This window comes from Streptomyces sp. NPDC037126, assembly GCF_055605965.1.
Map to the genome: position 1 here is coordinate 699,042 of NZ_JBVJTD010000001.1, position 24,245 is coordinate 723,286.

Below are 24,245 nucleotides of genomic sequence, written 5' to 3' on the forward strand. Positions count from 1 at the left end.
GACACGGGGCGGCGGAACGGTGCCCGCCACCTGGCCGCTCCTTCCGCCGATCCGTCGGCGGAAGCGAGTCGGGGGCCCGGGGCAGACCACCCACGGGGGACCAACGGGGGAAGGCCGTACGGGGAAGTACGGGGAAGTACGAGGGCGCCGGTCCGGCAGCGGACCGGCGCCCTCCTCGTGTCCCCGCTCAGGCCTTGCCGCTGACCCGGCCCTGGAGCAGCCGGGACAGGGCCGCGTGGACGTCGTCCAGGGAGCGCTCCGGCTGGAAGGACTTCCAGTCCAGCGCGGCCACCAGCACCATGCCGACCAGCGCGGCCGCCGTCAGCTGGACGTCGATCTCCTCGCTGAACTCGCCGGCCGCCACCCCCTCGCGCAGTACGCCCTCGACCACCGCGACGGCCTCCTGGCGGACCACCATCAGCGTCGACTGCCAGGCCCGGTTGGTGCGCCACAGCTCCGCCACGTACAGCTGGGTGAAGGCCGGGTAGCGGTCGATGAAGACCAGGCCCGCGCGGACCATCGCGTCCAGCGCGTCCACCTTGTCGCCGCCCGCGCGCGCGGTCTCGTCCGCCGCGTCCTTGAGGGAGGCGGTGAGCAGGCCCACCCCGTGCCGCAGCAGTTCCTCGAAGAGGACGGACTTGCTCGCGAAGTTGTAGTAGACCGTGCCCTTCGCGACTCCGGCCCGCTCGGCGATCTCGTCCACCGTGGTGGCGGAGAAGCCCTGCTCGGCGATGAGCGTGACGGCCGCCTCGTAGAGCTTCTGCCGGGTGGCCTCGCGGCGCGTGCTGCCGCCGGACCTGGCGCTGCTGCTTTCCATGGCACCGATTCTCACAGGTAAGCGCGCCCGCGGGGCCCTCCGGGCGATCACAGGCTCAGCTCCGGGTGAAGCCGGTCCAGCGTCCACACCTGCCGGCGCCGGGCCGCGAGCGCCGTGAGCGCCAGCGCGCCCGCCGTGAAGGCGGTCAGCACCGCGCACGCCTGCCACACCGGGCCGAGCCCGCCGCCCGTGATCAGCCGGCGCAGCGCCGCCACGACGTAGCTCATCGGCAGGTACGGGTGGATCGCGTTGAAGAAGCCCGGGCTGGTCTGCACGGGGTACGTGCCGCCCGCCGAGGTCAGCTGGAGCATCAGCAGCGCCAGGACCAGGATGCGTCCCGCCGCGCCGAAGCGGGCGTTGAGCCACTGCACGATCGCCGCGAAGCACGCGGTGACCAGGAACAGGAACCCGATCGTGCCGGCCGCCCGCAGCATCTGCAGCCCGATCCCCCAGTGCAGCACGGCCATCAGGGCGGCCACCTGCAGCACACCGACCGCGGCCACCGGCAGCCAGCCCGCGAGCGCGATCCGCCAGGCCGGCGAACCGGCCGCCAGCGCGCGCCGGTTGAGCGGCGGGATCAGCATGTAGGCCACCATCGCGCCCACCCACAGGGACAGCGGGATGAAGTACGGGGCGAACCCGGTGCCGTAGTTGGGCGCCTTGTGCATGTCGTGGGAGGCCAGCTGGACCGGGTCGGCCATCACGTCGGTGCGCTGGTCGCGGTCCCGCTTGTCGTAGTCGGGGATCTTCTTCGCGCCGTCGTGCAGCCCGCCCGCGAGCTTCCCGGAGCCGTCGGTGAGCTTGTAGATGCCGCCGTTCAGGGTCTGGGCGCCGGACGAGGCCGTGCCGATGCCCTTGTCGAGCTTGGTCGCCCCGGTCTGGGCGGTGCCGAGCCCGGTGTGCAGCTTCTCGGCGCCGGCGGCGACCTGCTGCGCGCCGTCGTTCAGCTTGTCGATCTTCTTGACGGCGTCGTCGACGTCCTCCGAGAGGTGCGGCGCGCGCTCGGCGAGGGCCTCGGCCTGCTTCTGCAGCGTGCCGAGGTTGGCCCGCATGGTCTTCAGGTCGCCGTCCTGGTCGGCGATCAGCGTGTTGAGGTCGTCGGCGACCGTGGCCACGTCGGCGGCCGCCTGCCTGGCCCGCTTCAGATCCGGGCAGACCGGGTCGGGAACGACCCCGGTCTCGCAGCGCGCCTTGTAGACCTCGTCCAGGACGGCGGAGGAGGCGTGGGCGGTCTTCGCGGCGCCCGGGGCGAGCTTCACCAGGACGTCGAGGTTGTCCTTGACCGTCTTGGACGAGTCGGCGACCAGCCGGGCGGTGTCGCCGATGGTCTTCTCGTTGTCCTTGAGGAAGGGGCCGGCCTTGGCGTCGATGCCGTCGACCTTGTCGGCGAGCGACTGCGTGCCGTCGGCGACCTGCCGGGAACCGTCCTGGAGATCACCGGCACCCGAGTTCAGCTTCTTCAGGCCCTTGGTCAGCTTGCCGCTGCCGCTCTTGGCGTCCCTGAGTCCGTCCGCGAGGTCCTGAGAACCCTGCTCGGCCTTTCCGAGGCCGCTGTTCAGCCTGTCGGCCCCCTTGGCGGCGGTGACGGTCTTGTCGTGGATGCCGGAGAAGGAGATGAAGATCTTGTCCAGGAAGGAACGGGAGGCCTTGGTGGACGCGGCCGTGCGCACCTCGTTGAAGACGGTGCGGGAGATCTGGCCGACGATGTAGTTGTTGGCGTCGTTGCTGCGGACCTGAAGGGCGCCGGTCTCCGGGGAGCCGCCGGAACTGGAGGCGATCCGCCTGCTGAAGTCGGCGGGCATGGTGAGCGACAGGTAGTACGTGCCGTTCTCCACGCCCTTGCGGGCCTCGGCGTCGCTCACCTCGTGCCAGTCGAAGGTCCGGCTGTCGCGCAGCCCGCCGACGATGTCGTCGCCCGCCGTGAGCTTCTTCCCGCCGACGGAGGCGCCCCGGTCGTCGTTCACCAGGGCCACCGGGATGCGGTCCAGGCGGCCGTACGGGTCCCAGAACGACCACAGGTACAGGGCGCCGTAGAGCAGCGGCAGCACGAGCAGCGCCACCAGGGCGGCGCGGGGCAGCTTTCCGCGCCCGAAGCGCCTCAGCTCAAGCGCGGCCAGCTTCGGCGAGCGCATCTTCGTCCCCCTTCCGCCCGGTGTCGACCGGGTCGCTCTTCCCGCTCTGCGTGGATTCCGCCGTGCCGCTCTTCCCCGGCTGTGCGGTGCCGTCCGGCTCTGCCCCGGCCTCACGGTCCCGCGCGGTCGGCACGGTGACGCAGTCCTCCGGGGCGGTGCGGCACACCGCCAGCACCGTCGTGCCCGCGCGGGCGAGGGAGCGGAGCAGCTCCCAGACCTCGGCGCGCTCGGCGTCCGAGAGCTTCATCTCGATGTCGTCGACACCCAGCAGCCGGGGCCGGCCGAGCAGGGCCAGCGCGACGGACAGGCGCAGCTCCTGCACCCGCTCCAGGTCGCGTACGGCGGTCCGGGAGCCCTTGGGCAGCGTCTCCAGGTCGAGCCCCGCCGCGGCCAGGGCCGCGTCGACGCGCAGCCGCGCCTCGTGCGTGCGCTGGGCCCGGGGCCGCAGCACCTCGCGCAGGGAGTCGCCGAACCGGCGCTGCAGCAGGGCCCGTTCGCGCAGGTGCTCCCCGACGGTCAGGGCCGGCTCCAGGTCGGTCACGCCGGCCACGTTGGCCACCGCGCTGACGTGTCGCAGCGCCGCCATGTGCCGGGGGAGTTTGATCCCGCCGACGGTGGCCACTCCTTCGGTGGGCTTCATCCGTCCGGTCAGCGCGAGCAGCAGACAAGTCCGGCCGGAGCCGGACGGTCCCTCGATCGCGATCAGCGAGCCGGGTTCCGCGTCGAGGGTGATGCCGCGGAAGGCCCACCCCCGCGGTCCCTTGAGCCCGAGGCCTTCGGCTGTGACGTCCACGCCGTCCACAAGCCCCCCTGCCTTGAAAATTTGAACTGACTGGTCAGTGCAAAAATACGCCCGAACCTACGATCGAGGCAAAAGCGCAGGTCAGAACGGATTGTCAGTGCCATACCTCACGATGGGCACATACGGCACCTGTGCCGTCACCCAGACGACAGGAGGTTCGTCATGGCCAACTCCTCCGCGGCCGCCGCCCACCGGGGCCGCGCCTCAGGCCCTGCCCCCTCACTGACCGGCCCGGCGAGCGACGTGCACCCCGTGCTCCGCCGGACCACCGCCCCGCCCGCCGCCCTCGACCTGCTCGCCCAGGCCCGCGCCGCGCTGGAGGAGGCCGCCGTCCTGGAAACGCCGAACGAGCGCTATGCGACGGCCCACCTCGCCGCCCTGCGCACCGCCGCCGCCGTGCTCGCCGCCCGGGGCCGCCCCGAGACCTCGCCGCGCCGCCGGGCCCGGATCCGCAGCGCCTGGGAGGTGCTGCCCGAGATCACCCCCGAACTCACCGAGTGGAGCGCGCTGTTCGCCTCCGGTGCCGCCCGCCGCGCCCGCGCCGAGGCCGGCATACAGGGCGCGGCGAGCCGGCGTGACGCCGACGACCTGATACGGGACGTGGCGATGTTCCTGCGCATCGTGGAGCGGATGCTCGTCCTCCAGCCGGTCCTGCCCCAGCCCCGCCAGGACGCCGGCGGCCAGGAGGGCCCACGGGCCCGCGGTGACCTCCCGGACGCGGGCTGACCACGGGATGTGCGCCATCCGTCCGCCGTGCGAGACGGACACGGCCGGACCCCACCGTGGTGACCTGGCAGGGCGCCCGAGGCAATAGGGTGGAGGCGCCTGAAGCCGTCCGCCCTGCCGAGGAGTCAACTGCCGTGTCGGACCCGATGCGCCCCCGCGCCTCCCTCCGTACCGCCGTGGTCTGGGAGGTCCTGCAGGACGCCCTCGACCGCCGGGTCAAGGCCACGGGACGAGACTCGCTGGACGTCCTCGACACCGGAGGCGGCAGCGGCAACTTCGCCGTGCCCGTCGCACGCCTCGGCCACCGGGTCACCGTGGTCGACCCCAGCCCCAACGCGCTGTTCGCGCTGGAGCGCCGCGCCGCCGAGGCCGGCGTGGCCGACCGGGTCAAGGGTGTCCAGGGCGACGCCCACGGCCTGTTCGACGTGGTCGAGCGCGGTGGCTACGACGCGGTGCTGTGCCACGGCGTCCTGGAGTACGTGGACGATCCGGCCGAGGGCGTCCGTAACGTCGTCGCGGCCCTGCGCTCCGAGGGCGTGCTCAGCCTGCTGGCCGCCGGGCTCGGCGGGGCCGTGCTCGCGCGCGCCCTCGCCGGCCACTTCAAGGAGGCCCGGCAGGCGCTGCAGGACCCCGACGGCCGCTGGGGCACCGGCGACCCGGTGCCGCGCCGCTTCACCGCCGAGCAGCTGACCGGGCTGGTCGAGGGCGCGGGCCTGCGGGTCGGCGCCGTGCACGGCGTGCGTGTCTTCGCCGACCTCGTGCCCGGCGTCCTGGTGGACACCGAGCCCGGCGCGCTCGACGCCCTGCTGAAGCTGGAGGCCGCGGCGGCCGAGCTGCCGGCCTTCCACTCCGTCGCCACCCAGCTGCATGTGCTCGGCGAGACGCCGGGTGCCGCCGAGGTCTGAGCGCACCGCCGGGACCCGCCGCTGATCAGGGCCTTGGCAGCGGATGGAGTACGCCACAAGCCCCCCGATCGTGGGGTTTGCGCCGTATGATCGAGGTACACCACCCGGCATGACGGGTCGGCCGCCGGGGAATGGAAGCCTCAGCGAGCCGGGACGCCATGACGGATTCCGTTTGGCCAACTGGCGTAGAGGGGCGGGTTTCACGGGGGCGATTCCCTGCCTATCCTGAAGGGACCCCCCGGGTCGCCCCGGCGACTGCACGATGAGGAGGACTCCGTGCCGCTCTCGGAGCACGAGCAGCGCATGCTCGAGCAGATGGAGCGAGCGCTGTACGCCGAAGATCCCAAGTTCGCGTCGGCGCTTGAGGGAAGCGGGCTGCGTACGTACACCCGGCGTCGGGTCTACCAGGCGGTCGCGGGCTTCCTCGTGGGTATCGCGCTCCTCATGGCCGGAATGGTCGCGCAGCTGATCTGGGTCAGCGTGGTGGGTTTCCTCGTCATGCTGGGCTGTGCCGTGCTCGCCGTCACGGGCTGGCGCAAGGCCCCGAAGCCGGGTGAGCAGCCCGCGGGTGCGGGCGCGGTTCGTCGGGCGGTACGGCCGAAGCGCTCCATGATGGACCGGATCGAGCAGCGCTGGCAGCGCCGCAGGGACGAACAGGGCCACTGACCGCTTCCGCGGACCTCCTCCAGACCTCCGTGAGGGGCGACCACCAACCGGTGGCCGCCCCTCACGCATACGCCCACGACCGCCCCGGCGAGCCCTCGACAACGCCCGAGACCAGGCCGAGGAGGGGCCGAGTGAGCCGACGGCTCCGTGCCGAGTGGGCCGCGGTGCCGAGTGCACCGGCGTCACCGTGCCGAGCCCGGGTTCGGGGTGCCGAGCGCGCCGGCGACTTCGTGCCGAGTGGGCTGAGGCGCTGAGTGTCCCGGCGACTCCGTGCCGAGCGCGGGGCGGGGGTGCGAGTGCGCCGGCGACTCCGTGCCGAGAGGGCCGGGGTGCCGAGTGCCACGGTGTCACCGCGTCGGGCCCGGCCGGGGCGCGTGCCTCAACCTGTCCGTACCCGAGTGGTCCCGGCCCTGAGGGTTCCTGGGCTCTCCGCGCCCGGCCGGCTCGGGCGCCGGAGGTATGACTCCTGCGCGCCGGGCCGGGCCGGGTGTTCGAGCCTAGCTCTGCTGCTCCGAAGGCCTGCGCAGGGACGGGCGGTAGGTCAGCAGCCGGGTGCGGAGGGCTGACCAGCGGGCCGACAGGGTCCACAGGAGGCGGACCGTCGAGCGGGGCAGGAACAGTGCCCGCAGGCGTGTCCCGGTGCTCACCGTGCCGCGCAGCCCCTCGATCACCCGGCGGACGTCCTCCGCGACCCCCGCGGCCGGATGCGGCCGGGGCGCGTACAGCACCTGCTCCACCGCGTCCGCCACCCGGTGCACCGCGGCCGCGGTCGCGGGGTCGAGGTGCCCGAGCCGGACGATCCGCGCGGCCGTCCCGCGCGGCGTCAGCGATTCGTCCGGCGGGATGCCGTGATCCCAGGCGCTGTCCGTCAGCTCCTGCCAGGCGGCCAGGGCGTGCGCCACCGCACCCTCCTCGGTCCGGGCGTGCCCGCCGAGCCGCGCCGAGCGCACCCGCGCCCGCCACAGCATCGGCGAGAGCGGAACCGCCGCCACCGCCAGCACGGCCACCCCGATCAGCACGTACCACCACGGGGCCGGACCGCCGCCGCCCCCGGACGGGACCGCCGCAGCCGACTGGGTGCCGCAGCCGTCCAGCCTTGCCTGCCGGCCGGAGCACCCCTCGCTGGCCGAGGCCGCCGCAGCGGGCGCCGACGACGCGTTCTTGGACGGCAGGGCCTGGTCCGGCAGCGAGGTGCCGGGCGTGTCCGACTGCGTGTACGCCGGCGTGGTGCCCCGGGTCGGCGTCGGCTCGAAGCGGGTCCAGCCCACGCCCTCGAAGTACAGCTCGGGCCAGGCGTGCGCGTCCTTCAGGTTCACCGACACCGTGCCGTCGGCCTGCGGGGTGCCGGGCGCGAAGCCCACCGCGACCCGGGCCGGGATGCCGAGGGTGCGGGCCATCGCCGCCATGGCGAAGGAGAAGTGGACGCAGAAACCCTGCTTCTTCTTCAGGAAGTTCGCGATGGCGTCGGGCCCGCGGCCGACCTGCACCTGCGTGTCGTACGTGAAGCCCCCGCTGACCGCGAACCAGTCCTGGAGCTTGACGGCCTCCTCGTAGTGGTTCTTGGCGCCCGAGGTGATCTCCGTGGCGGTGCGCGCCACCACCTTCGGCAGCGCGGACGGCACGTCGGTGTACTCACGCCTGAGGGCGGCCGGCGGCTCCGGCGCCGAGGCCAGCTGCTCCGCGGTCGGCTGCACGTCCAGGCTGCTCACCTGGTACGTCTCGCCGCGCGTGTTCTGCCCGTGGTCGCCGACCAGGGTCATGCCGACCGGTTCGTACCGCCAGCTCCCGTTGATCCGCACACCGCTCGGCGGGTAGGGCATCGGCAGCCAGTCCTGGGCGTACCAGTCCGCCGCCGTGACCGTGGTCCGGATCGTGCTCCGCTTGACGTCCGGGCTCAGGCCGATGGGCGCGGGGAACGTGTCCGGCACGCCGACGATGTGCCGCTGCGCCGGCTTCCAGGTGGTGCCGTCGAAGTCGTCCAGGGACACTATGCGCAGGTACATGTCCGAGATGTCGTTGGCACTGGTTCTCACGGACAGCACCTCGCGGTCGTTGTCCGTGTTGAGGCTGTCGCGCAGTGACACCAGCGGGTTGACCGCGGAGATGGTGCCCCCGTTGCCGTTGCCCGCTCCCACCCCGGTGCCCGCGGCGTCCAGCAGGCCGCCGCGCATCGAGGGCAGCAGGAGCGGCACCATCAGGGCCACCCCGAGGGCCACCGCGCCGATCCGGCGCCCGGTGCGCACCGGGGCCACGGCGCCGGTGTCCGGGGTGCCGGGGGAGCGGGGCATGCTGCCGAAGACCCGGCCCCACTGCGCGAGCCGGTCCCGGCCCTCCGCGAGCAGCAGCATCAGATAGCCGCCCGCCGCGACCAGGAACCACAGCCAGTCGGCACCGCCGTTGGACAGCCCCGCGGCCACCGAGTACAGCGCGAGCAGCGGCAGCCCGGCCGGGGCCGCGCTGCGGAAGGTCACCGCGAGCGTGTCCACCAGCAGGCCGATGAGCAGCACGCCGCCGATCAGCATCAGCTTGATGCCGTCGGTGAGCGGTGCCGGTATCGCGTACTGGCTGACGTCCTGGGAGCCCTGGTGGAGCAGGTCGGCGAGGTACCGGAAGGTGTCCGGGCCCGGGATCAGCCCGACGATCGCGTGCTCCCGGGCGAAGACCAGGGTGAGCAGCAGCAGGGTGGCCAGCGCCTGGGCCGCCACGGTCATCGGCCGGCCCAGCGGCACCCGCCGGGCCGCCGCGCCCACCCCGGTCTGGACGGCCACCAGCGGGATCAGCTCCAGCAGCCAGGACGGCCGGTCCACCAGGGGCAGCAACGCGCACGAGGCCATCAGCGTGGCCGCGGCGGCGCACAGGGCCAGTCGTGCCCGCCCGCTCATACCGGTGCCTCCCCGCTCACGACGGCCAGGCCCGAGCGCTCCCGGTCCGCGAGCCGCCACAGTTCGTCGAGCGAGGCGCCGCGCGGCACGCTCAGCGCCGTCCAGCCCGCCTCGCGCAGCATCCGCAGCCGCTCCTCGTGCCGGTCGCCCGGGCGTGCCACGTCGGTCGCCTCCCGCACCCAGGTGTCCGGGTCCAGTACGAAGGCGACGCCACCGCCGCCGCGGCGGCTCATCTTGGCGACCGTCGCGGCCTGCTCCTCGTCCAGGTCGCCGAGGAAGGCGATCAGCAGCCCCTCGTTGCCGCCGCGCAGCACGTCGTAGGCGCGGGACAGGCCCGTGCCGTCGGAGTGGTCGATCACCGCGAGGGTGTCCATCATCAGACCGGCCGCGTCCGCGGTCTCCTGGCCGCTGCCCGCGAACCCGTCGCCGCCCTCGCCGGGCACCGCGCTGCCACTGTCCGTCAGCAGCCGCACGGAGAAGCCCCGTTCGAGCATGTGCACCAGCACCGAGGCGGTGCCGGAAACGGCCCATTCGAAGGCCGAGTCGGGGCCCGCGCCCTCGTAGGCGCCGCCCCGGGTGTCCAGCAGCACGGTGCAGCGGGAGCGCCGGGGCTGCTCCTCGCGGCGCACCATCAGTTCGCCGTAGCGCGCGGTGGACCGCCAGTGCACCCGGCGCAGGTCGTCGCCGTAGCGGTAGCCGCGCGGGATCACGTCGTCCTCGCCGGCCAGGGCCAGGGAGCGCCGGTCCCCGTCGCCGTATCCCCTGGCCTCGCCGCTGAACCGGACCGGGGCCAGCGGGTCCACGCGCGGGATGACCGTGAGGGTGTCGAACGACGAGAAGGAGCGGGTCAGTTCGCACATCCCGAAGGGGTCCGTGAGCCGCAGCTGGAGCGGGCCCAGCGGATAGCGGCCGCGCAGATCGGAGCGGACCCGGTAGGACACCTCGCGGCGGCCTCCCGGCTCCACCCGGTCGAGGACGAACCGGGGCCGCGGCCCGAGGACGTAGGGCACACGGTCCTGGAGCATCAGCAGACCGGTGGGCAGCCGGGAGACGTTGTCCATCCGCAGGTGGACCCGGGCCTCGCTGCCGGCCGGTACGCGCGCGGGGGAGAGGCGGCGGCTGCCGGAGACCCGGTAGCGCGTGCGGTACAGCACCGTCGCGCAGATCAGCGGCAGCGCGGCCAGCAGCAGGCCGACCCGCAGCAGGTCGCTCTGGCCCAGCACGTACGCGCAGATCGCGGCGGCGATCCCGGCCGCCAGGAAGGAGCGGCCACGGGTGGTGAGACCCGCGAGAGCCGTACGGATCCCGCCCGCCTCCCCACGGTCGGCCTCGGCCTGCCCGGTCCCCCCGGCGCTCATCACAGACCCCGCGGGGGCTGCTGGGGATAGGCCGGCACACCGCGGCCCAGGCCGCCGAAGCCGCTCTGCCGGCCGGGCGCCGCCGGGACCGGCGTGTGCTGGATGATCTCCTGCACCACCTGCTCCGCCGTACGGCGGTTGAGCTGGGCCTGGGCGGTCGGCAGCAGCCGGTGGGCGAGGACGGCGACGGCGAGCGCCTGGACGTCGTCCGGCAGCGCGTACTCCCGGCCGGCGAGGGCCGCGGACGCCTTCGCCGCGCGCAGCAGGTGCAGCGTCGCGCGCGGCGAGGCGCCGAGTCTGAGGTCGGGGTGGGTGCGGGTCGCGGCGACCAGCTCCACCGCGTAGCGCCGGACGGCCTCGGAGACGTGCACCCCGCGCACCGCTTCGATCAGCTTCAGGATCTCGTGCGCGTGCGCCACCGGCTGGAGGTCCTCCAGCGGGTTCGCCCCGCCGTGGATGTCCAGCATCTGCAACTCGGCCTCGACGCTCGGGTAGCCGACGGATACCCGAGCCATGAAGCGGTCGCGCTGCGCCTCGGGCAGCGGGTAGGTGCCCTCCATCTCGACCGGGTTCTGCGTGGCCACCACCATGAAGGGGCTGGGCAGTTCGTAGGTCTGCCCGTCGATGGTGACCTGCCGCTCCTCCATGGACTCCAGCAGCGCCGACTGGGTCTTGGGCGAGGCGCGGTTGATCTCGTCGCCGATCACGATCTGCGCGAAGATGGCGCCCGGCTTGAACTCGAAGTCCCGGCGCTGCTGGTCCCAGATGGACACACCGGTGATGTCCGAGGGCAGCAGGTCGGGCGTGAACTGGATGCGCCGCACGGAGCAGTCGATGGACCTCGCCAGCGCCTTGGCGAGCATCGTCTTGCCCACCCCGGGGACGTCCTCGATCAGCAGGTGGCCCTCGGCGAGCAGTACGGTCAGCGCGAGTCGTACGACCTCGGGCTTGCCCTCGATCACGCCTTCCACCGAACCGCGCACCCGTTCCACCGTGGCGGTCAGATCAGTGAGGCTCGCTCGATCGTCATAGGTCGTCACCCGGCCCTCCTCGGCCCGTTCTTTCCGGGCCGACGCTCTCGATGCGAAACCGGCCCACCCCGAAACACGGACACCACGCGGGAATAGTTCCGCGTGACGTCACACCCCGCATTCTTGCTGCCGTTACCGATTCGTGTCACTCGCCTGTGGACAACTGCCCGCATGATGTCGGTCTTGCGGCCTTTTCGACCACGTTTTCGATGTGATGTGGTACGGCGGCGGAGGTGCGTGTCCGGGGCGGCCGGCCGGTACGTCCGGTCAGGCCGGGTCGACCTCGCGCAGCAGACCGGTGTGCACGTCGAACACGAAGCCGCGCACGTCCTCGGTGTGCAGCAGGAACGGCGAGGTGCGCACCCGCTGCATGGACTGCCGCACGTCCTGGTCCACGTCCTGGAAGGACTCCACCGCCCACGCCGGGCGCTGGCCGACCTCCATCTCCAGGTCGCTGCGGAAGTCCTCGGTGAGGGACTCCATGCCGCAGCCCGTGTGGTGGATCAGCACGATGCTGCGGGTTCCGAGCTTGCGCTGGCTGATGGTCAGGGAGCGGATGACGTCGTCGGTGACGACGCCGCCCGCGTTGCGGATGGTGTGGCAGTCGCCGAGCTGCAGGCCGAGGGCCTTGTGCAGGTCGAGCCGGGCGTCCATACAGGCCACGACGGCGACATGGAGGACCGGACGGGCGTCCATGCCGGGGTCGGTGAAGGCCTCGGCGTACCGCTCGTTGGCCTCCACCAGGCGGTCCGTCACGGGGCCGCCAGCGGTTATGGCGTCTTCGGATCCAGTGGGTACTGCTGCAGAAGTCGACATAGCCATGACGTTACTGGTCGCCTGCCGCCCCGGCCTGCTGTGACTAGGGACAAAGAACGTCATCGTGGCTTGTTGTGAGCTACCCCACACGGACGGCAAACCTGGGCCGGGCGGGTGAATCGGTGCGAATACGGGCGTCTTCCGGGAGCCCTGGCGCGACGCGCAGGCCGGTTGATTGACCGCGAGACAGGGTGGACTAAAGTGACGCGAAGCGGGAGGCGCGGCTCTCCCTGCTGGTGAAACCCCGGAGACCCAGGCGCGAGCCCGGACAGTCTCCCCCGCGTGCGCGGCGCGTACGTACGGCTCGGCCTCCTCCCGCTCCCGGTCGGCTGACGCTTCCGGCGCCGGCCGCCCTTCCCCCTCACGAGCCGGCAGGGACCCGGTGGTACGGACGGCCCCGCCGGATCATGAGAGGCCTCCTTGAGCCAGAGTCGACACGTCCCGGTGATGCTCCAGCGGTGCCTGGACCTGCTGGCGCCCGCCCTGGAGCGTCCGGGAGCGGTGGTCGTCGACTGCACCCTCGGTCTCGGCGGGCACAGCGAGGCGCTGCTGACCCGGTTCCCCGAGGCGCGGCTGATCGGCCTCGACCGGGACAAGGAGGCGCTGCGCCTGTCCGGGGAGCGGCTGGCGCCGTTCGGCGAGCGGGCCACCCTGGTGCACGCCGTCTACGACGAACTGCCCGACGTCCTGGAAACGCTGCGCATCGCGCGCGTGCAGGGCGTGCTGTTCGACCTCGGCGTCTCCTCCATGCAGCTCGACGAGGCCGACCGCGGCTTCGCCTACGCGCAGGACGCGCCGCTCGACATGCGGATGGACCAGACGGCCGGCATCAGCGCCGCCGAGGTCCTCAACACCTACCCGGCAGGCGAACTCGTGCGCATCCTGCGCGCGTACGGCGAGGAGAAGCAGGCCAAGCGGATCGTCTCGGCGATCGTGCGCGAGCGCGAGAAGGAGCCGTTCAGCAACAGCGCCCGGCTCGTGGAGCTCATCCGCGACTCCCTTCCGCAGGCCGCCAAGCGCACCGGCGGCAACCCGGCCAAGCGCACCTTCCAGGCGCTGCGCATCGAGGTCAACGGTGAACTGTCCGTCCTGGAGCGGGCGATCCCGGCCGCGGTCAAGGCCCTCGGCGTCGGCGGACGCGTCGCCGTGCTGTCGTACCACTCGCTGGAGGACCGGCTGGTCAAGCAGGTGTTCGCGGCCGGTGCCGCGTCCACCGCGCCGCCCGGGCTGCCGGTCGTGCCCGAGCGCTACCAGCCGCGGCTCAAGCTGCTCACCCGCGGTGCCGAACTTCCCACGGAGGAAGAGGTTTCCGAGAACCGCCGTGCCGCCCCCGCCAGACTGCGGGGCGCCGAGCGCATCAGGGAGGACGCCGAGTGAGCGAGACGGGTCGGTTGGTTTCCCGGACTCAGTGGGGGAGTGGTGAGTAGGAAACCCGAACTGAGGGGGAGGGCCGCCCGGCTCGCCCGGCTCTTCCCGGCCGGCCGCGCCAGGGCGGCCCGTACCCCGTTCGTCCTGCTCGTCGTCCTGCTCCTCGGGGGCGGCCTCATCGGGCTGCTGGTGCTGAACTCCGCGCTCAGCGAGGGCTCGTTCAAGCTGGCCGACCTGCAGAAGCAGACGAAGAACCTCACCGACGAGGAGCAGGCGCTCCAGCGGGACATCGACGCCTACTCGTCCCCCGACGCCCTCCAGCGCCGGGCCCGTGAACTCGGCATGGTCCCGGGCGGCGACCCGGCCTTCCTCGGCCCCGGCGGCACGGTCAAGGGCGTCCCCGGCGCGGCCACCCCCGAGTCCGCCGCCCTCACCGACCCGGTCCCGCCCGAGGTCCTGACCCCGCCGGCCGGCCTCCCCGCCGCGCCCGGCCCGGCCCGCGCCGCCTCCGGCTCACCGGCCCCGCCGCAGAGCACCCCCACCGCGCGCACCACGCCCGTCGTGCCCCCGCCCTCCGCCTCCGCGGCGGTGGCGGCCCCGCCCCTCACCACCTCCCAGCCCACGTCCACCCCGACCCCCGGCAGGTGACGGAAGTGTCCGACAGGGAACCGCCGCGCCGCCGCGTGCCCGGGCCCGCGAAGCCCCCCCGGCCGCGGGGAGTTGTCCGGCGGCAGCCCGCGCCCGGCGCCCGGCCGGTCCGGCGCCCCACCGGGGCCCGGCCGGCGGCCCGGCGCCGGCTCCGGCTCGGCAGCCCCCGGCCCCGGCTGCGCATGATCAGCCTCGCCCTGACCCTGGTGCTGATCGCGTTCGTCGTGCGGCTGCTCCAGGTGCAGGCCGTGGACGCCGGCGCGTACGCCGCCAAGGCCGAAGAGAACCGGTACGTCGTCCACACGCTGACCGCCGACCGCGGCGGGATCACCGACCGCAACGGCGTGGCCCTCGCCATCAGCGAGGACGCGTACGACATCACGGCCGACCCGACGATGTTCAGCGCCAAGCAGCTGAAGATCGGCGACGGTCCGGAGCAGGCCGCCGCGCTGCTCGCGCCGATCCTCGGCCAGGACCAGGCCGCGCTCGTGAAGAAGCTGCGGCCGAGCAACAGGAACTCCCGCTACGCCCGGCTCGCCACCCGGCAGACCCCGCAGGTCTGGAAGCAGATCAAGGACCTGAGGACCGCCCTCGCGAACAAGGCCGGGACGGACCCCAGGACGGTCAACGTGCTCGCCGGCGTCTTCGCCGACCCCAGCAGCCAGCGCGTGTACCCCAACGGCGACCTCGCCGCCGGGATACTGGGCTGGGTCAACGCCGACGGCCAGGGCGGCGGCGGCATCGAGCAGGAGCTGAACAAGCAGCTGACCGGCAAGGACGGCAGGATCCGCTACGCCCAGTCCGGTGGGCGCGAGATCCCCACCGCAGGGTCCACCGAGACGCCCGCCGTGCCCGGCTCCGACGTCGAGCTGACCATCGACCGCGACATCCAGTGGGCGGCGCAGAACGCGATCACCGAGCAGGTGAAGAAGTCCCGGGCCGACCGCGGTTACGTCGTCGTGCAGGACACCCGCACCGGCCAGATCCTGGCCATGGCGAACTCGCCCGGCTTCGACCCCAACGACCTGTCGAAGGCCGACGCCGAGGCCATGGGCAACGCGGCCGTGCAGGACGCCTTCGAGCCCGGCTCCACCGCCAAGGTCATGTCGATGGCCGCCGTCCTGCAGGAGAACGCGGCGACCCCGCTCACCCACGTGGTCGTACCCAACCGGCTGCACCGCGGCGACCGGCTCTTCTCCGACGACGTCGACCACGCCACCTGGAACCTCACGCTGAACGGCGTCCTCGCCAAGTCCAGCAACATCGGGACCATCCTCGCCACCGGACAGCTCGGCAGGACGCAGCCGCAAGCGAACAAGGTCCTCTACTCGTACCTGCGCAAGTTCGGCATCGGCAGCCGTACCGGGCTCGGCTTCCCGGGCGAGACGGCGGGCATTCTCGCGCCGTACCAGAAGTGGTCCACCTCGCAGCAGTACACGATTCCTTTCGGCCAGGGTTTCTCCCTCAGCGCGATGCAGGCCGCCTCCGTGTACTCGACCATCGCCAACGGCGGCGTGCGGATCGAGCCGAGCCTGGTGCGCGGCACCAAGGGCCCCGACGGGCGCTTCACACCCGCCCAGAAGCCCAGGGAGACGCGGGTGGTCAGCGCGAAGACCGCAAGGACGCTCGCCCAGATGCTGGAGTCCGTCGTGGACGACGAGCAGGGAACCGGCATCAAGGCGCGCATCCCCGGCTACAACGTCGCGGGCAAGACCGGCACGGCCAACCGCGTGGATCCGGCCACCGGCAGGTACCGCGGATACACGTCGTCGTTCGCCGGTTTCGCGCCCGCGGACAACCCCCGGATCACCGTCTACTGCGCCATCCAGAACGCCACCTCGGGCAGCTACTTCGGCGGCCAGATCTGCGGCCCCATCTACAAGCAGGTGATGGAGTTCGCCCTCAAGACCCTCCAGGTCCCGCCGACCGGGGCGCCGGCCGCCAACCTGCCCGTCGACTACAAGCCCTGATCAGCACCCCGGAAACACCAGGAACGAGCCCGTGACAACGATCACCCCCGACGCCGGCAACCAAGGGGCCGAGAACCCCTCGCTTCGCTCCGGAGCGGGTACGCCCGGTACGCTCACCGCCGTGCCACACGCTGATCAGTCCCAAACCACTCAGAAGGGCGCTTCCGTGACATATCCGGGACCGCCGCGACCGGTTCAGGCCTCCGCCACACCCCTCGCGGAGCTGGCCGATCAGCTGGGGGCCGCCGTTCCGGAGGCCGCCGCCGAGGTCACGGGGATCACCCACGACTCGCGCGCCGTCCGCCCCGGCGACCTGTACGCCGCCCTCCCGGGCGCCCGCCTGCACGGCGCCGACTTCGTCACCCAGGCCGCCGGCCTCGGTGCCGCCGCCGTGCTCACCGACCCGACGGGTGCCGAGCGCGCCGCCGCGACCGGACTGCCGGTCCTGGTCGTGGACGAGCCGCGCACGGTGATGGGCGAGCTGGCGGCCCGTATCTACGGACACCCGGGCCGGGACCTGCTCCAGATCGGCATCACCGGGACCTCCGGCAAGACCACCACCGCCTACCTCGTCGAGGGCGGTCTGAGGACCGTGCGCAGCACCGGCCTCATCGGCACGGTCGAGATGCGCATCGGCGACGAGCGCATCAAGTCCGAGCGCACCACCCCCGAAGCCACCGACCTGCAGGCCCTGTTCGCCGTCATGCGCGAACGCGGCGTGGAGGCGGTCGCCATGGAGGTCTCCAGCCACGCCCTGGTCCTCGGCCGGGTCGACGGCTGCGTCTTCGACATCGCCGTGTTCACCAACCTCAGCCCGGAACACATGGAGTTCCACTCCGACATGGAGGACTACTTCCGGGCCAAGGCGCAGCTGTTCACGCCCGGGCGCAGCAGGTTCGGCGTCGTCAACGCCGACGACGAGTACGGCCGCCGGCTGGTCCGGGAGGCGACCGTCCCGGTCGTCACCTTCTCCGCCGAGGGCCACCCCGACGCCGACTGGCGCGCCGAGCACGTCGAGGTCGGCCCGATGGACTCGACGTTCACCGCCGTCGGTCCCGACGGCGTGCGCGTCCACGCCAAGTCGCCGCTGCCGGGCCCCTTCAACGTGGCGAACACCCTCGCCGCGATCGTCGCCCTCGCCGCGGCCGGCCTCGACCCGCAGACCGCCGCCGACGGCATCGCGGCCGTACCGGGCGTGCCCGGCCGGCTGGAGCGCGTCGACGCCGGGCAGCCCTACCTCGCCGTCGTGGACTACGCCCACAAGACCGACGCGGTCGAGTCGGTGCTCAAGGCGCTGCGCAAGGTCACCAAGGGCCGGCTGCACGTCGTCCTCGGCTGCGGCGGCGACCGCGACCAGACCAAGCGCGCCCCGATGGGCGCCGCCGCGGCCCGGCTCTCCGACACGGCCGTACTGACCTCCGACAACCCCCGCTCCGAGGACCCGCTCGCCATCCTCGCGACCATGCTCCAGGGAGCGGCCTCCGTGCCCGCCCACGAGCGCGGCGAGGTGCTCCTCTTCGAGGACCGGGCCGCCGCGATCGCCGCCGCCGTGGGCCGTGCCCAGGCCGGCGACACGGTGCTGGTCGCGGGCAAGGGCCACGAGCAGGGCCAGGACATCGCCGGCGTGGTCCGTCCCTTCGACGACCGCCAGGTGCTTCGCGAAGCTATCCAGCAGACCCAGGGATGAACTTGTGATCGCCCTCTCCCTCGCCGAGATCGCAGCAGTCGTCGGCGGGCAGACGCACGACATACCGGATCCGTCCGTGCAGGTCACCGGACCGGTCGTCCGGGACTCCCGGGAGGTGGTCCCCGGCAGCCTGTTCGCCGCCTTCGCCGGCGAGCGTGTGGACGGCCACGACTTCGCACCGCAGGTCGTCGAGGCGGGCGCGGTCGCCGTACTGGCGTCGCGCCCCGTCGGCGTGCCCGCGATCGTGGTCGACGACGTCCAGGACGCCCTCGGCGCCCTCGCCCGGCACGTGGTGGCCCGGCTCGGCGCGACCCTCGTCGCCCTGACCGGCTCGGCCGGCAAGACCAGCACCAAGGACCTCATCGCCCAGGTGCTCGCCGGCAAGGCGCCGACCGTCTTCACGCCCGGCTCCCTCAACAACGAGATCGGGCTGCCGCTGACCGCCCTGTCCGCCACCGAGGAGACCAGGTTCCTCGTGCTGGAGATGGGCGCCCGGGGCATCGGGCACATCCGCTACCTCGCCGGCCTCACCCCGCCGAAGATCGGCCTGGTGCTCAACGTCGGCACCGCCCACATCGGGGAGTTCGGCGGCCGCGAGCAGATCGCGCAGGCCAAGGGCGAACTGGTGGAGGCCCTTCCGGAGGACGGCGCGGCCGTTCTCAACGCCGACGACCCGCTGGTGCGGGCCATGGCCTCCCGTACCAAGGCGAAGGTGGTCCTTTTCGGAGAGTCGACCGAAGCGGACGTACGCGCCGAGAACGTGCGACTCACGGACAGCGGACAGCCCTCCTTCAGGCTTCACACACCCTCCGGTGCATGCGATGTGACCATGCGCCTGTACGGTGAGCACCACGTGTCGAACGCGCTCGCCGCGGCCGCCGTCGCCCATGAGCTGGGCATGTCCGCAGCTGAGATCGCCACCGCGCTCTCCGAGGCGGGCTCCCTCTCCCGCTGGCGCATGGAGGTCACCGAGCGCCCGGACGGCGTGACCATCGTCAACGACGCCTACAACGCCAACCCCGAGTCCGTGCGGGCCGCTCTCAGGGCGCTCGCGGCCATGGGCAAGGGGCGACGCACGTGGGCGGTGCTCGGCAAGATGGCCGAGCTGGGGGACGAGGCGCTCGCCGAGCACGACGCCGTCGGACGGCTCGCCGTCCGGCTCAACGTCAGCAAGCTCGTCGCCGTCGGGGGGATTGAGGCCTCCTGGCTGCAACTGGGCGCATATAACGAGGGTTCGTGGGGTGAGGAGTCGGTGCACGTGTCCGACGCACAGGCGGCGATCGACCTGTTGCGCAGCGAGTTGCGCCCGGGGGACGTCGTACTCGTGAAGGCGTCCCGTTCGGTGGGGCTCGAGAGCGTGGCCCAGGCACTGCTCGAGACGGGTGCCGAGGGTGAGGTCGCCGCCCGATGATGAACCAGATCCTGTTCTCGGGAGTCATCGGCCTGTTCCTGACCCTGGTCGGCACCCCGCTGCTGATCAAGCTGCTCGCGCGCAAGGGTTACGGCCAGTACATCCGTGACGACGGCCCGCGCGAGCACGCCAGCAAGCGCGGTACGCCGACCATGGGTGGTATCGCCTTCATCCTGGCGACGGTCGCCGCGTACTTCCTCAGCAAGGTGATCACCGGCAAGCCGCCGACGTTCTCCGGCGTGCTGGTGCTCGGGCTGATGGTCGGCATGGGCCTGGTCGGCTTCCTGGACGACTACATCAAGATCGTCAAGCGGCGTTCGCTGGGCCTGCGGGCCAAGGCGAAGATGGCCGGCCAGCTGATCGTCGGCATCGCCTTCGCCGTGCTGTCGCTGATGTTCGCCGACGCGCGCGGCAACACCCCGGCCTCCACCAAGCTGTCGTTCATCACCGACTTCGGCTGGTCGATCGGCCCGGTGCTGTTCGTGATCTGGGCGCTGTTCATGATCCTCGCGATGTCGAACGGCGTGAACCTCACCGACGGCCTGGACGGCCTGGCCACCGGCGCCTCCGTGCTCGTCTTCGGCGCCTACACCTTCATCGGCGTCTGGCAGTACCAGGAGTCCTGCGCCAACGCGCAGACCCTGACCAACCCGGCCGCCTGCTACGAGGTGCGCGACCCGCTCGACCTCGCCGTGGTCGCCTCCGCGCTGATGGGCGCCTGCCTGGGCTTCCTGTGGTGGAACACCTCGCCGGCGAAGATCTTCATGGGCGACACCGGCTCCCTCGCCCTCGGCGGCGTCCTCACGGGCCTGGCCATCCTCTCCCGCACGGAGCTGCTGGTGGCCATCATGGGCGGCCTCTTCGTCCTCATCACCATGTCGGTCGTCATCCAGGTCGGCTCCTTCCGGCTCACCGGGAAGCGTGTCTTCCGGATGGCACCACTGCAGCACCACTTCGAACTCAAGGGCTGGTCCGAGGTCCTTGTGGTGGTCCGGTTCTGGATCATCCAGGGCATCTGTGTGATCGTCGGACTGGGCCTCTTCTACGCGGGATGGGCAGCGGAAAAGTGACCTCCTCGGTGCCTTCGGGCTCCTCTGAGTTCCAGGGCAAGCGCATCACCGTCGCCGGGCTCGGCGTCTCCGGCGTCCCGGCGGCGAAGGTGCTGCACGCGCGCGGTGCGGTCGTCACGGTCGTCAACGACGGCGACGACGCACGCGCGCGTGAGCAGGCCGCGCAGCTGCGGGCGCTCGGCGTCACCGTGCGCCTCGGCGACGGGGCGACCCTGCCGGAGGGCACCGAGCTGATCGTCACCGCGCCCGGCTGGAAGCCCGACAAGCCGCTGTTCCTGGCCGCGGCCGAGGCGGGCGTGCCGGTCTGGGGCGACGTCGAGCTGGCCTGGCGCCTCAGGGGCCCCGGCGCGGCCCCCTGGCTGGCCGTGACGGGCACCAACGGCAAGACCACGACCGTGCAGATGCTCGCCTCCATCCTGAAGGCGGCCGGACTGCGCACGGCCGCGGTGGGCAACATCGGCGTCTCCCTGCTGGACGCCGTCCTCGGCGACGAGCAGTACGACGTGCTCGCCGTGGAGCTGTCCAGCTACCAGCTGCACTGGGCGCCCTCGCTGCGCGCCCACTCCGCCGTCGTCCTCAACCTCGCGCCCGACCACCTCGACTGGCACGGCTCCATGGAGGCCTACGCCGCCGACAAGGGCCGTATCTACGAGGGCAACCGGGTCGCCTGCGTCTACAACATGGCCGACAAGCTCACCGAGGACCTGGTGCGCGAGGCCGACGTCGAGGAGGGCTGCCGGGCGATCGGGTTCACCCTCGGCACCCCCGGCCCCTCCCAACTCGGCGTGGTGGAGGGCATCCTGGTCGACCGCGCCTTCGTGGCGGACCGGCACAAGAACGCGCAGGAGCTGGCCGAGGTCTCCGACGTCAACCCGCCTGCCCCGCACAACATCGCCAACGCCCTTGCCGCGGCGGCCCTCGCGCGCGCCTTCGGGGTGCCCGCCGGCGCCGTGCGCGACGGCCTCAGGGCCTTCCGCCCGGACGCCCACCGCATCGCGCACATCGCCGACATCGACGGCGTGGCGTACGTGGACGACTCCAAGGCGACCAACACCCATGCCACTGAGGCATCGTTGGCGTCATATGAGTCGATTGTATGGATTGCTGGTGGCCTGGCGAAGGGCGCGACCTTCGACGAACTGGTCGCCAGATCGGCGAAGCGGCTTCGCGCCGCCGTCCTGATCGGCGCCGACCGGGCACTGATCCGTGACGCCCTCGCGCGACACGCCCCGGAAGTACCCGTGGTGGACCTCGACCGGACCGACACTGGGGCGATGCTCCAGGCGGTGACGGAGGCGAAGCGGCTAGCGGTCGCCGGCGACACGGTGCTCCTTGCCCCGGCCTGCGCCTCCATGGACATGTTCACCAACTACAACCAGCGCGGTGACGCGTTCGCGGCGGCGGTCCGCGAACTCCGCGCCTGACCCCGGCCGCCCGCCGGGCGGATCCTGGGAGGGACGCGTGGGACGGCCGACGTTCAGTGGAGGTGCCGATGCCCAGTAGCCGTACCGGTAAGCCGCCCGTGCAGCGGGCGTCCCGGCGTCCCGCCCTCGCCCGGACGAGGCGCGAGAACCCGGTGCAACGCTTCCTCACGCGCGCGAGGAAGGCCTGGGACCGGCCGCTGACCGCCTACTACCTGATCGCCGGCGGCAGCGTGCTGATCATCGTGCTGGGCCTGGTGATGGTCTACTCGGCCTCCCAGATCACCGCCTTGCAGCTGTCGCTGCCCGGGTCGTACTTCTTCCGCAAGCAGTTCCTGGCCGCGCTCATCGGCGGCGCGATGCTGCTCGCGGCCTCCCGCATGCCGGTGAAGCTGCACCGGGCGCTGGCCTACCCGATCCTCGCCGGTGCCGTCTTCCTGATGGTCCTGGTGCAGATCCCCGGGATAGGGATGGCGGTCAACGGCAACCAGAACTGGATCTCCCTCGGCGGCTCGTTCCAGATCCAGCCGAGCGAGTTCGGCAAGCTGGCGCTGGTGCTGTGGGGCGCGGACCTGATCGCCCGCAAGCAGGAGAAGCGGCTGCTGACCCAGTGGAAGCACATGCTGGTGCCCCTGGTGCCGGTCGCCTTCCTGCTGCTCGGGCTGATCATGCTCGGCGGCGACATGGGTACGACGATCGTCCTGACCGCGATCCTGTTCGGGCTGCTGTGGCTCGCCGGGGCACCGACCCGGCTGTTCGCCGGGGTGCTGGGCGTGGCCGTGGTCCTCGGCGCCATCGCCATCGAGACCAGCCCGCACCGGCTGGCCCGGCTCAACTGCATCGCGGCCACCACCCCGGGCCCCAACGACATGTGCTGGCAGGGCGCGCACGGCATCTACGCCCTCGCCTCCGGCGGAATCTTCGGCTCCGGCCTCGGTGCGAGTGTGGAGAAATGGGGCCAACTGCCCGAAGCCCACACCGACTTCATCTTCGCGGTCACCGGTGAGGAACTGGGTCTGGCGGGGACGCTGTCGGTGGTCGCCCTGTTCGCGGCTCTAGGCTATGCGGGTATCCGCGTGGCCGGACGCACGGAGGACCCCTTCGTGAGGTACGCCGCGGGAGGTGTGACGACCTGGATCACCGCGCAGGCGGTGATCAACATCGGTGCGGTGCTCGGCCTGCTGCCGATCGCCGGCGTCCCCCTCCCGCTGTTCTCCTACGGAGGGTCCGCCCTGCTGCCGACCATGTTCGCCATCGGGTTGCTGATCGCCTTCGCGCGGGACGACCCCGCTGCGCGGGCGGCTCTTGCCATGCGGCAGCCTCGCTTTGGTAGAAAGCGGGCGGGAGGCTCCGGTGCCGAGCGGGGGCCTCGGAGATGGAACACGATGCGACGGCGTGCCCCAGTGGCGCGTTCGTCCGGAGAGCGGTGAATTTCGGTGCATGTCGTACTCGCCGGTGGGGGGACCGCCGGCCACATCGAGCCCGCGCTCGCCCTCGCGGACGCCCTGCGCAGGCAGGACCCGACCGTGGGCATCACGGCCCTGGGCACGGAGCGCGGCCTGGAGACCCGGCTCGTCCCGGAGCGCGGCTACGAGCTGGCGCTCATCCCGGCGGTGCCACTGCCGCGCAAGCCCACCCCTGAGCTGATCACCGTCCCGGGCCGGCTGCGCGGCACGATCAAGGCCGCCGAGCAGATCCTGGAGCGCACCAAGGCGGACGCCGTGGTCGGCTTCGGCGGCTATGTCGCGCTGCCGGGCTACCTGGCCGCCAAGCGGCTCGGTGTGCCCATCGTGATCCACGAGGCCAACGCCCGCCCCGGCCTGGCCAACAAGATCGGCTCGCGGTACGCCGCCCGGGTCGCGGTGTCCACCCCGGACAGCAAGCTGCGCGACGCCCGCTACATCGGCATCCCGTTGCGCCGCTCCATCGCCACCCTGGACCGGGCCGCCGCCCGCCCCGAGGCCCGCGCGATGTTCGGGCTCGACCCGAACCTGCCGACGCTGCTCGTCACCGGTGGCTCGCAGGGTGCCCGCCGCCTCAACGAGGTCGTCCAGCAGGTCGCCCCCTGGCTGCAGCAGGCCGGCATCCAGATCCTGCACGCGGTCGGCCCGAAGAACGAACTGCCGCAGGTGCACCAGATGCCGGGGATGCCCCCCTATATCCCGGTAAGTTACCTGGACCGGATGGACCTCGCGTACGCCGCGGCCGACATGATGCTCTGCCGCGCGGGCGCGATGACCGTCGCCGAACTCTCCGCCGTCGGGCTCCCGGCCGCCTATGTCCCGCTGCCCATCGGCAACGGCGAACAGCGGCTCAACGCCCAGCCGGTGGTCAAGGCCGGCGGCGGGCTCCTGGTGGACGACGCGGAGCTGACGCCCGAGTGGGTTCAGCAGAACGTCCTGCCCGTCCTCGCCGACCCGCACCGGCTGTACGAGATGTCCCGGGCGGCAAGCGAGTTCGGCCGCCGGGACGCCGACGAGCTGCTCGTCGGCATGGTGTACGAGGCCATCGCCTCGCGCCGTTAGGACCGTATGA

Annotated in this window: 19 protein-coding genes; 12 read left to right on the top strand and 7 right to left on the bottom strand. The window is 72.3% G+C overall.

Annotated features, from left to right (window positions below):
* Nucleotides 1–187 precede the first annotated feature (187 nt).
* From ACZ7FF_RS03200 to ACZ7FF_RS03210, 3 genes are read right to left on the bottom strand one after another with little or no spacing between them, the layout of a single operon-like run.
* Complete coding sequence (locus tag ACZ7FF_RS03200) at nt 188–817, bottom strand: TetR/AcrR family transcriptional regulator (RefSeq protein WP_470809013.1); 630 nt, start codon at nt 815–817, stop codon at nt 188–190.
* A 47-nt stretch (nt 818–864) separates the two neighbouring features.
* Nucleotides 865–2,949, bottom strand: a complete 2,085-nt coding sequence (locus ACZ7FF_RS03205; RefSeq protein WP_470809015.1) for a YhgE/Pip family protein — start codon at nt 2,947–2,949, stop codon at nt 865–867.
* Nucleotides 2,921–3,751, bottom strand: coding sequence for an ATP-binding cassette domain-containing protein (locus ACZ7FF_RS03210; RefSeq protein ID WP_470809017.1), 831 nt, complete (start codon nt 3,749–3,751; stop codon nt 2,921–2,923). Before ACZ7FF_RS03210 ends, ACZ7FF_RS03205 begins: the two co-directional genes overlap by 29 nt.
* Nucleotides 3,752–3,913: 162 nt before the next feature.
* On the opposite strand from ACZ7FF_RS03210, the gene ACZ7FF_RS03215 reads away from it, so the two are divergent.
* From ACZ7FF_RS03215 to ACZ7FF_RS03225, 3 genes are all read left to right on the top strand, one after another.
* Entirely contained in the window at nt 3,914–4,477 is a 564-nt protein-coding gene (locus ACZ7FF_RS03215) for an SAV_6107 family HEPN domain-containing protein (RefSeq protein ID WP_470809019.1), read from the top strand.
* A 134-nt stretch (nt 4,478–4,611) separates the two neighbouring features.
* Nucleotides 4,612–5,382, top strand: coding sequence for a methyltransferase (locus ACZ7FF_RS03220; RefSeq protein WP_470809020.1), 771 nt, complete (start codon nt 4,612–4,614; stop codon nt 5,380–5,382).
* A gap of 276 nt (nt 5,383–5,658) precedes the next feature.
* Entirely contained in the window at nt 5,659–6,048 is a 390-nt protein-coding gene (locus tag ACZ7FF_RS03225) for a DUF3040 domain-containing protein (protein WP_470809022.1), read from the top strand.
* 497 nt (nt 6,049–6,545) lie between these two features.
* Here the strand turns inward: ACZ7FF_RS03225 and ACZ7FF_RS03230 are convergent, their stop codons facing one another.
* The 4 genes from ACZ7FF_RS03230 to ACZ7FF_RS03245 form a co-directional block, all read right to left on the bottom strand.
* The gene (locus ACZ7FF_RS03230) at nt 6,546–8,930 is read right to left on the bottom strand and encodes a transglutaminase TgpA family protein (RefSeq protein ID WP_470809023.1); all 2,385 of its coding nucleotides are present in this window, start codon (nt 8,928–8,930) and stop codon (nt 6,546–6,548) included.
* A complete protein-coding gene (locus tag ACZ7FF_RS03235; RefSeq protein WP_470809024.1) occupies nt 8,927–10,288 on the bottom strand; it encodes a DUF58 domain-containing protein in 1,362 nt (453 codons plus the stop codon). The genes ACZ7FF_RS03230 and ACZ7FF_RS03235 overlap by 4 nt, the downstream gene beginning before the upstream one ends.
* A complete protein-coding gene (locus ACZ7FF_RS03240; protein ID WP_470809025.1) occupies nt 10,288–11,328 on the bottom strand; it encodes an AAA family ATPase in 1,041 nt (346 codons plus the stop codon). The genes ACZ7FF_RS03235 and ACZ7FF_RS03240 overlap by 1 nt, the downstream gene beginning before the upstream one ends.
* Before the next feature lie 258 nt (nt 11,329–11,586).
* Nucleotides 11,587–12,198, bottom strand: a complete 612-nt coding sequence (locus ACZ7FF_RS03245; protein ID WP_470809026.1) for a beta-class carbonic anhydrase — start codon at nt 12,196–12,198, stop codon at nt 11,587–11,589.
* A 357-nt stretch (nt 12,199–12,555) separates the two neighbouring features.
* Here ACZ7FF_RS03245 and rsmH point away from each other — a divergent pair, with 357 nt between their 5' ends.
* The 9 genes from rsmH to murG all read left to right on the top strand — a co-directional run bounded on the left by rsmH (nt 12,556) and on the right by murG (nt 24,235).
* On the top strand, nt 12,556–13,512 hold the full coding sequence (rsmH, locus tag ACZ7FF_RS03250; RefSeq protein ID WP_470809027.1) for a 16S rRNA (cytosine(1402)-N(4))-methyltransferase RsmH: 957 nt from the start codon (nt 12,556–12,558) through the stop codon (nt 13,510–13,512).
* Nucleotides 13,513–13,554: 42 nt separating this feature from the next.
* Entirely contained in the window at nt 13,555–14,151 is a 597-nt protein-coding gene (ftsL, locus tag ACZ7FF_RS03255) for a cell division protein FtsL (protein WP_470809028.1), read from the top strand.
* Nucleotides 14,152–14,156: 5 nt separating this feature from the next.
* Nucleotides 14,157–16,121, top strand: a complete 1,965-nt coding sequence (locus ACZ7FF_RS03260; RefSeq protein WP_470809029.1) for a peptidoglycan D,D-transpeptidase FtsI family protein — start codon at nt 14,157–14,159, stop codon at nt 16,119–16,121.
* A 31-nt stretch (nt 16,122–16,152) separates the two neighbouring features.
* Nucleotides 16,153–17,808: a UDP-N-acetylmuramoyl-L-alanyl-D-glutamate--2,6-diaminopimelate ligase gene (locus tag ACZ7FF_RS03265; RefSeq protein WP_470809031.1), complete on the top strand. Its 1,656-nt coding sequence runs from the start codon at nt 16,153–16,155 to the stop codon at nt 17,806–17,808.
* A 4-nt stretch (nt 17,809–17,812) separates the two neighbouring features.
* Nucleotides 17,813–19,219, top strand: coding sequence for a UDP-N-acetylmuramoyl-tripeptide--D-alanyl-D-alanine ligase (locus ACZ7FF_RS03270; RefSeq protein ID WP_470809032.1), 1,407 nt, complete (start codon nt 17,813–17,815; stop codon nt 19,217–19,219).
* Complete coding sequence (gene mraY / locus ACZ7FF_RS03275; protein WP_452976706.1) at nt 19,216–20,289, top strand: phospho-N-acetylmuramoyl-pentapeptide-transferase; 1,074 nt, start codon at nt 19,216–19,218, stop codon at nt 20,287–20,289. Before ACZ7FF_RS03270 ends, mraY begins: the two co-directional genes overlap by 4 nt.
* Nucleotides 20,271–21,713 (top strand): UDP-N-acetylmuramoyl-L-alanine--D-glutamate ligase, encoded by a 1,443-nt coding sequence (murD, locus tag ACZ7FF_RS03280; protein ID WP_470809034.1) that lies wholly within the window; start codon nt 20,271–20,273, stop codon nt 21,711–21,713. Before mraY ends, murD begins: the two co-directional genes overlap by 19 nt.
* A 68-nt stretch (nt 21,714–21,781) precedes the next feature.
* Complete coding sequence (gene ftsW / locus ACZ7FF_RS03285; protein WP_470809035.1) at nt 21,782–23,140, top strand: putative lipid II flippase FtsW; 1,359 nt, start codon at nt 21,782–21,784, stop codon at nt 23,138–23,140.
* Nucleotides 23,141–23,146: 6 nt separating this feature from the next.
* A complete protein-coding gene (gene murG, locus ACZ7FF_RS03290; RefSeq protein ID WP_470809037.1) occupies nt 23,147–24,235 on the top strand; it encodes an undecaprenyldiphospho-muramoylpentapeptide beta-N-acetylglucosaminyltransferase in 1,089 nt (362 codons plus the stop codon).
* Nucleotides 24,236–24,245 lie beyond the last annotated feature (10 nt).

Excerpts from the sequence above, each read along its gene's own strand:
- ACZ7FF_RS03235 (WP_470809024.1), bottom strand. The coding sequence starts at position 10,288 with ATGAGCGCCGGGGGGACCGGGCAGGCCGAGGCCGACCGTGGGGAGGCG.
- ACZ7FF_RS03215 (WP_470809019.1), top strand. The coding sequence starts at position 3,914 with ATGGCCAACTCCTCCGCGGCCGCCGCCCACCGGGGCCGCGCCTCAGGC.
- ftsW (WP_470809035.1), top strand. The coding sequence starts at position 21,782 with ATGCCCAGTAGCCGTACCGGTAAGCCGCCCGTGCAGCGGGCGTCCCGG.
- ACZ7FF_RS03200 (WP_470809013.1), bottom strand. The coding sequence starts at position 817 with ATGGAAAGCAGCAGCGCCAGGTCCGGCGGCAGCACGCGCCGCGAGGCC.
- ACZ7FF_RS03230 (WP_470809023.1), bottom strand. The coding sequence starts at position 8,930 with ATGAGCGGGCGGGCACGACTGGCCCTGTGCGCCGCCGCGGCCACGCTG.
- mraY (WP_452976706.1), top strand. The coding sequence starts at position 19,216 with ATGATGAACCAGATCCTGTTCTCGGGAGTCATCGGCCTGTTCCTGACC.
- ACZ7FF_RS03245 (WP_470809026.1), bottom strand. The coding sequence starts at position 12,198 with ATGACGTTCTTTGTCCCTAGTCACAGCAGGCCGGGGCGGCAGGCGACC.
- murD (WP_470809034.1), top strand. The coding sequence starts at position 20,271 with ATGGGCAGCGGAAAAGTGACCTCCTCGGTGCCTTCGGGCTCCTCTGAG.
- ACZ7FF_RS03205 (WP_470809015.1), bottom strand. The coding sequence starts at position 2,949 with ATGCGCTCGCCGAAGCTGGCCGCGCTTGAGCTGAGGCGCTTCGGGCGC.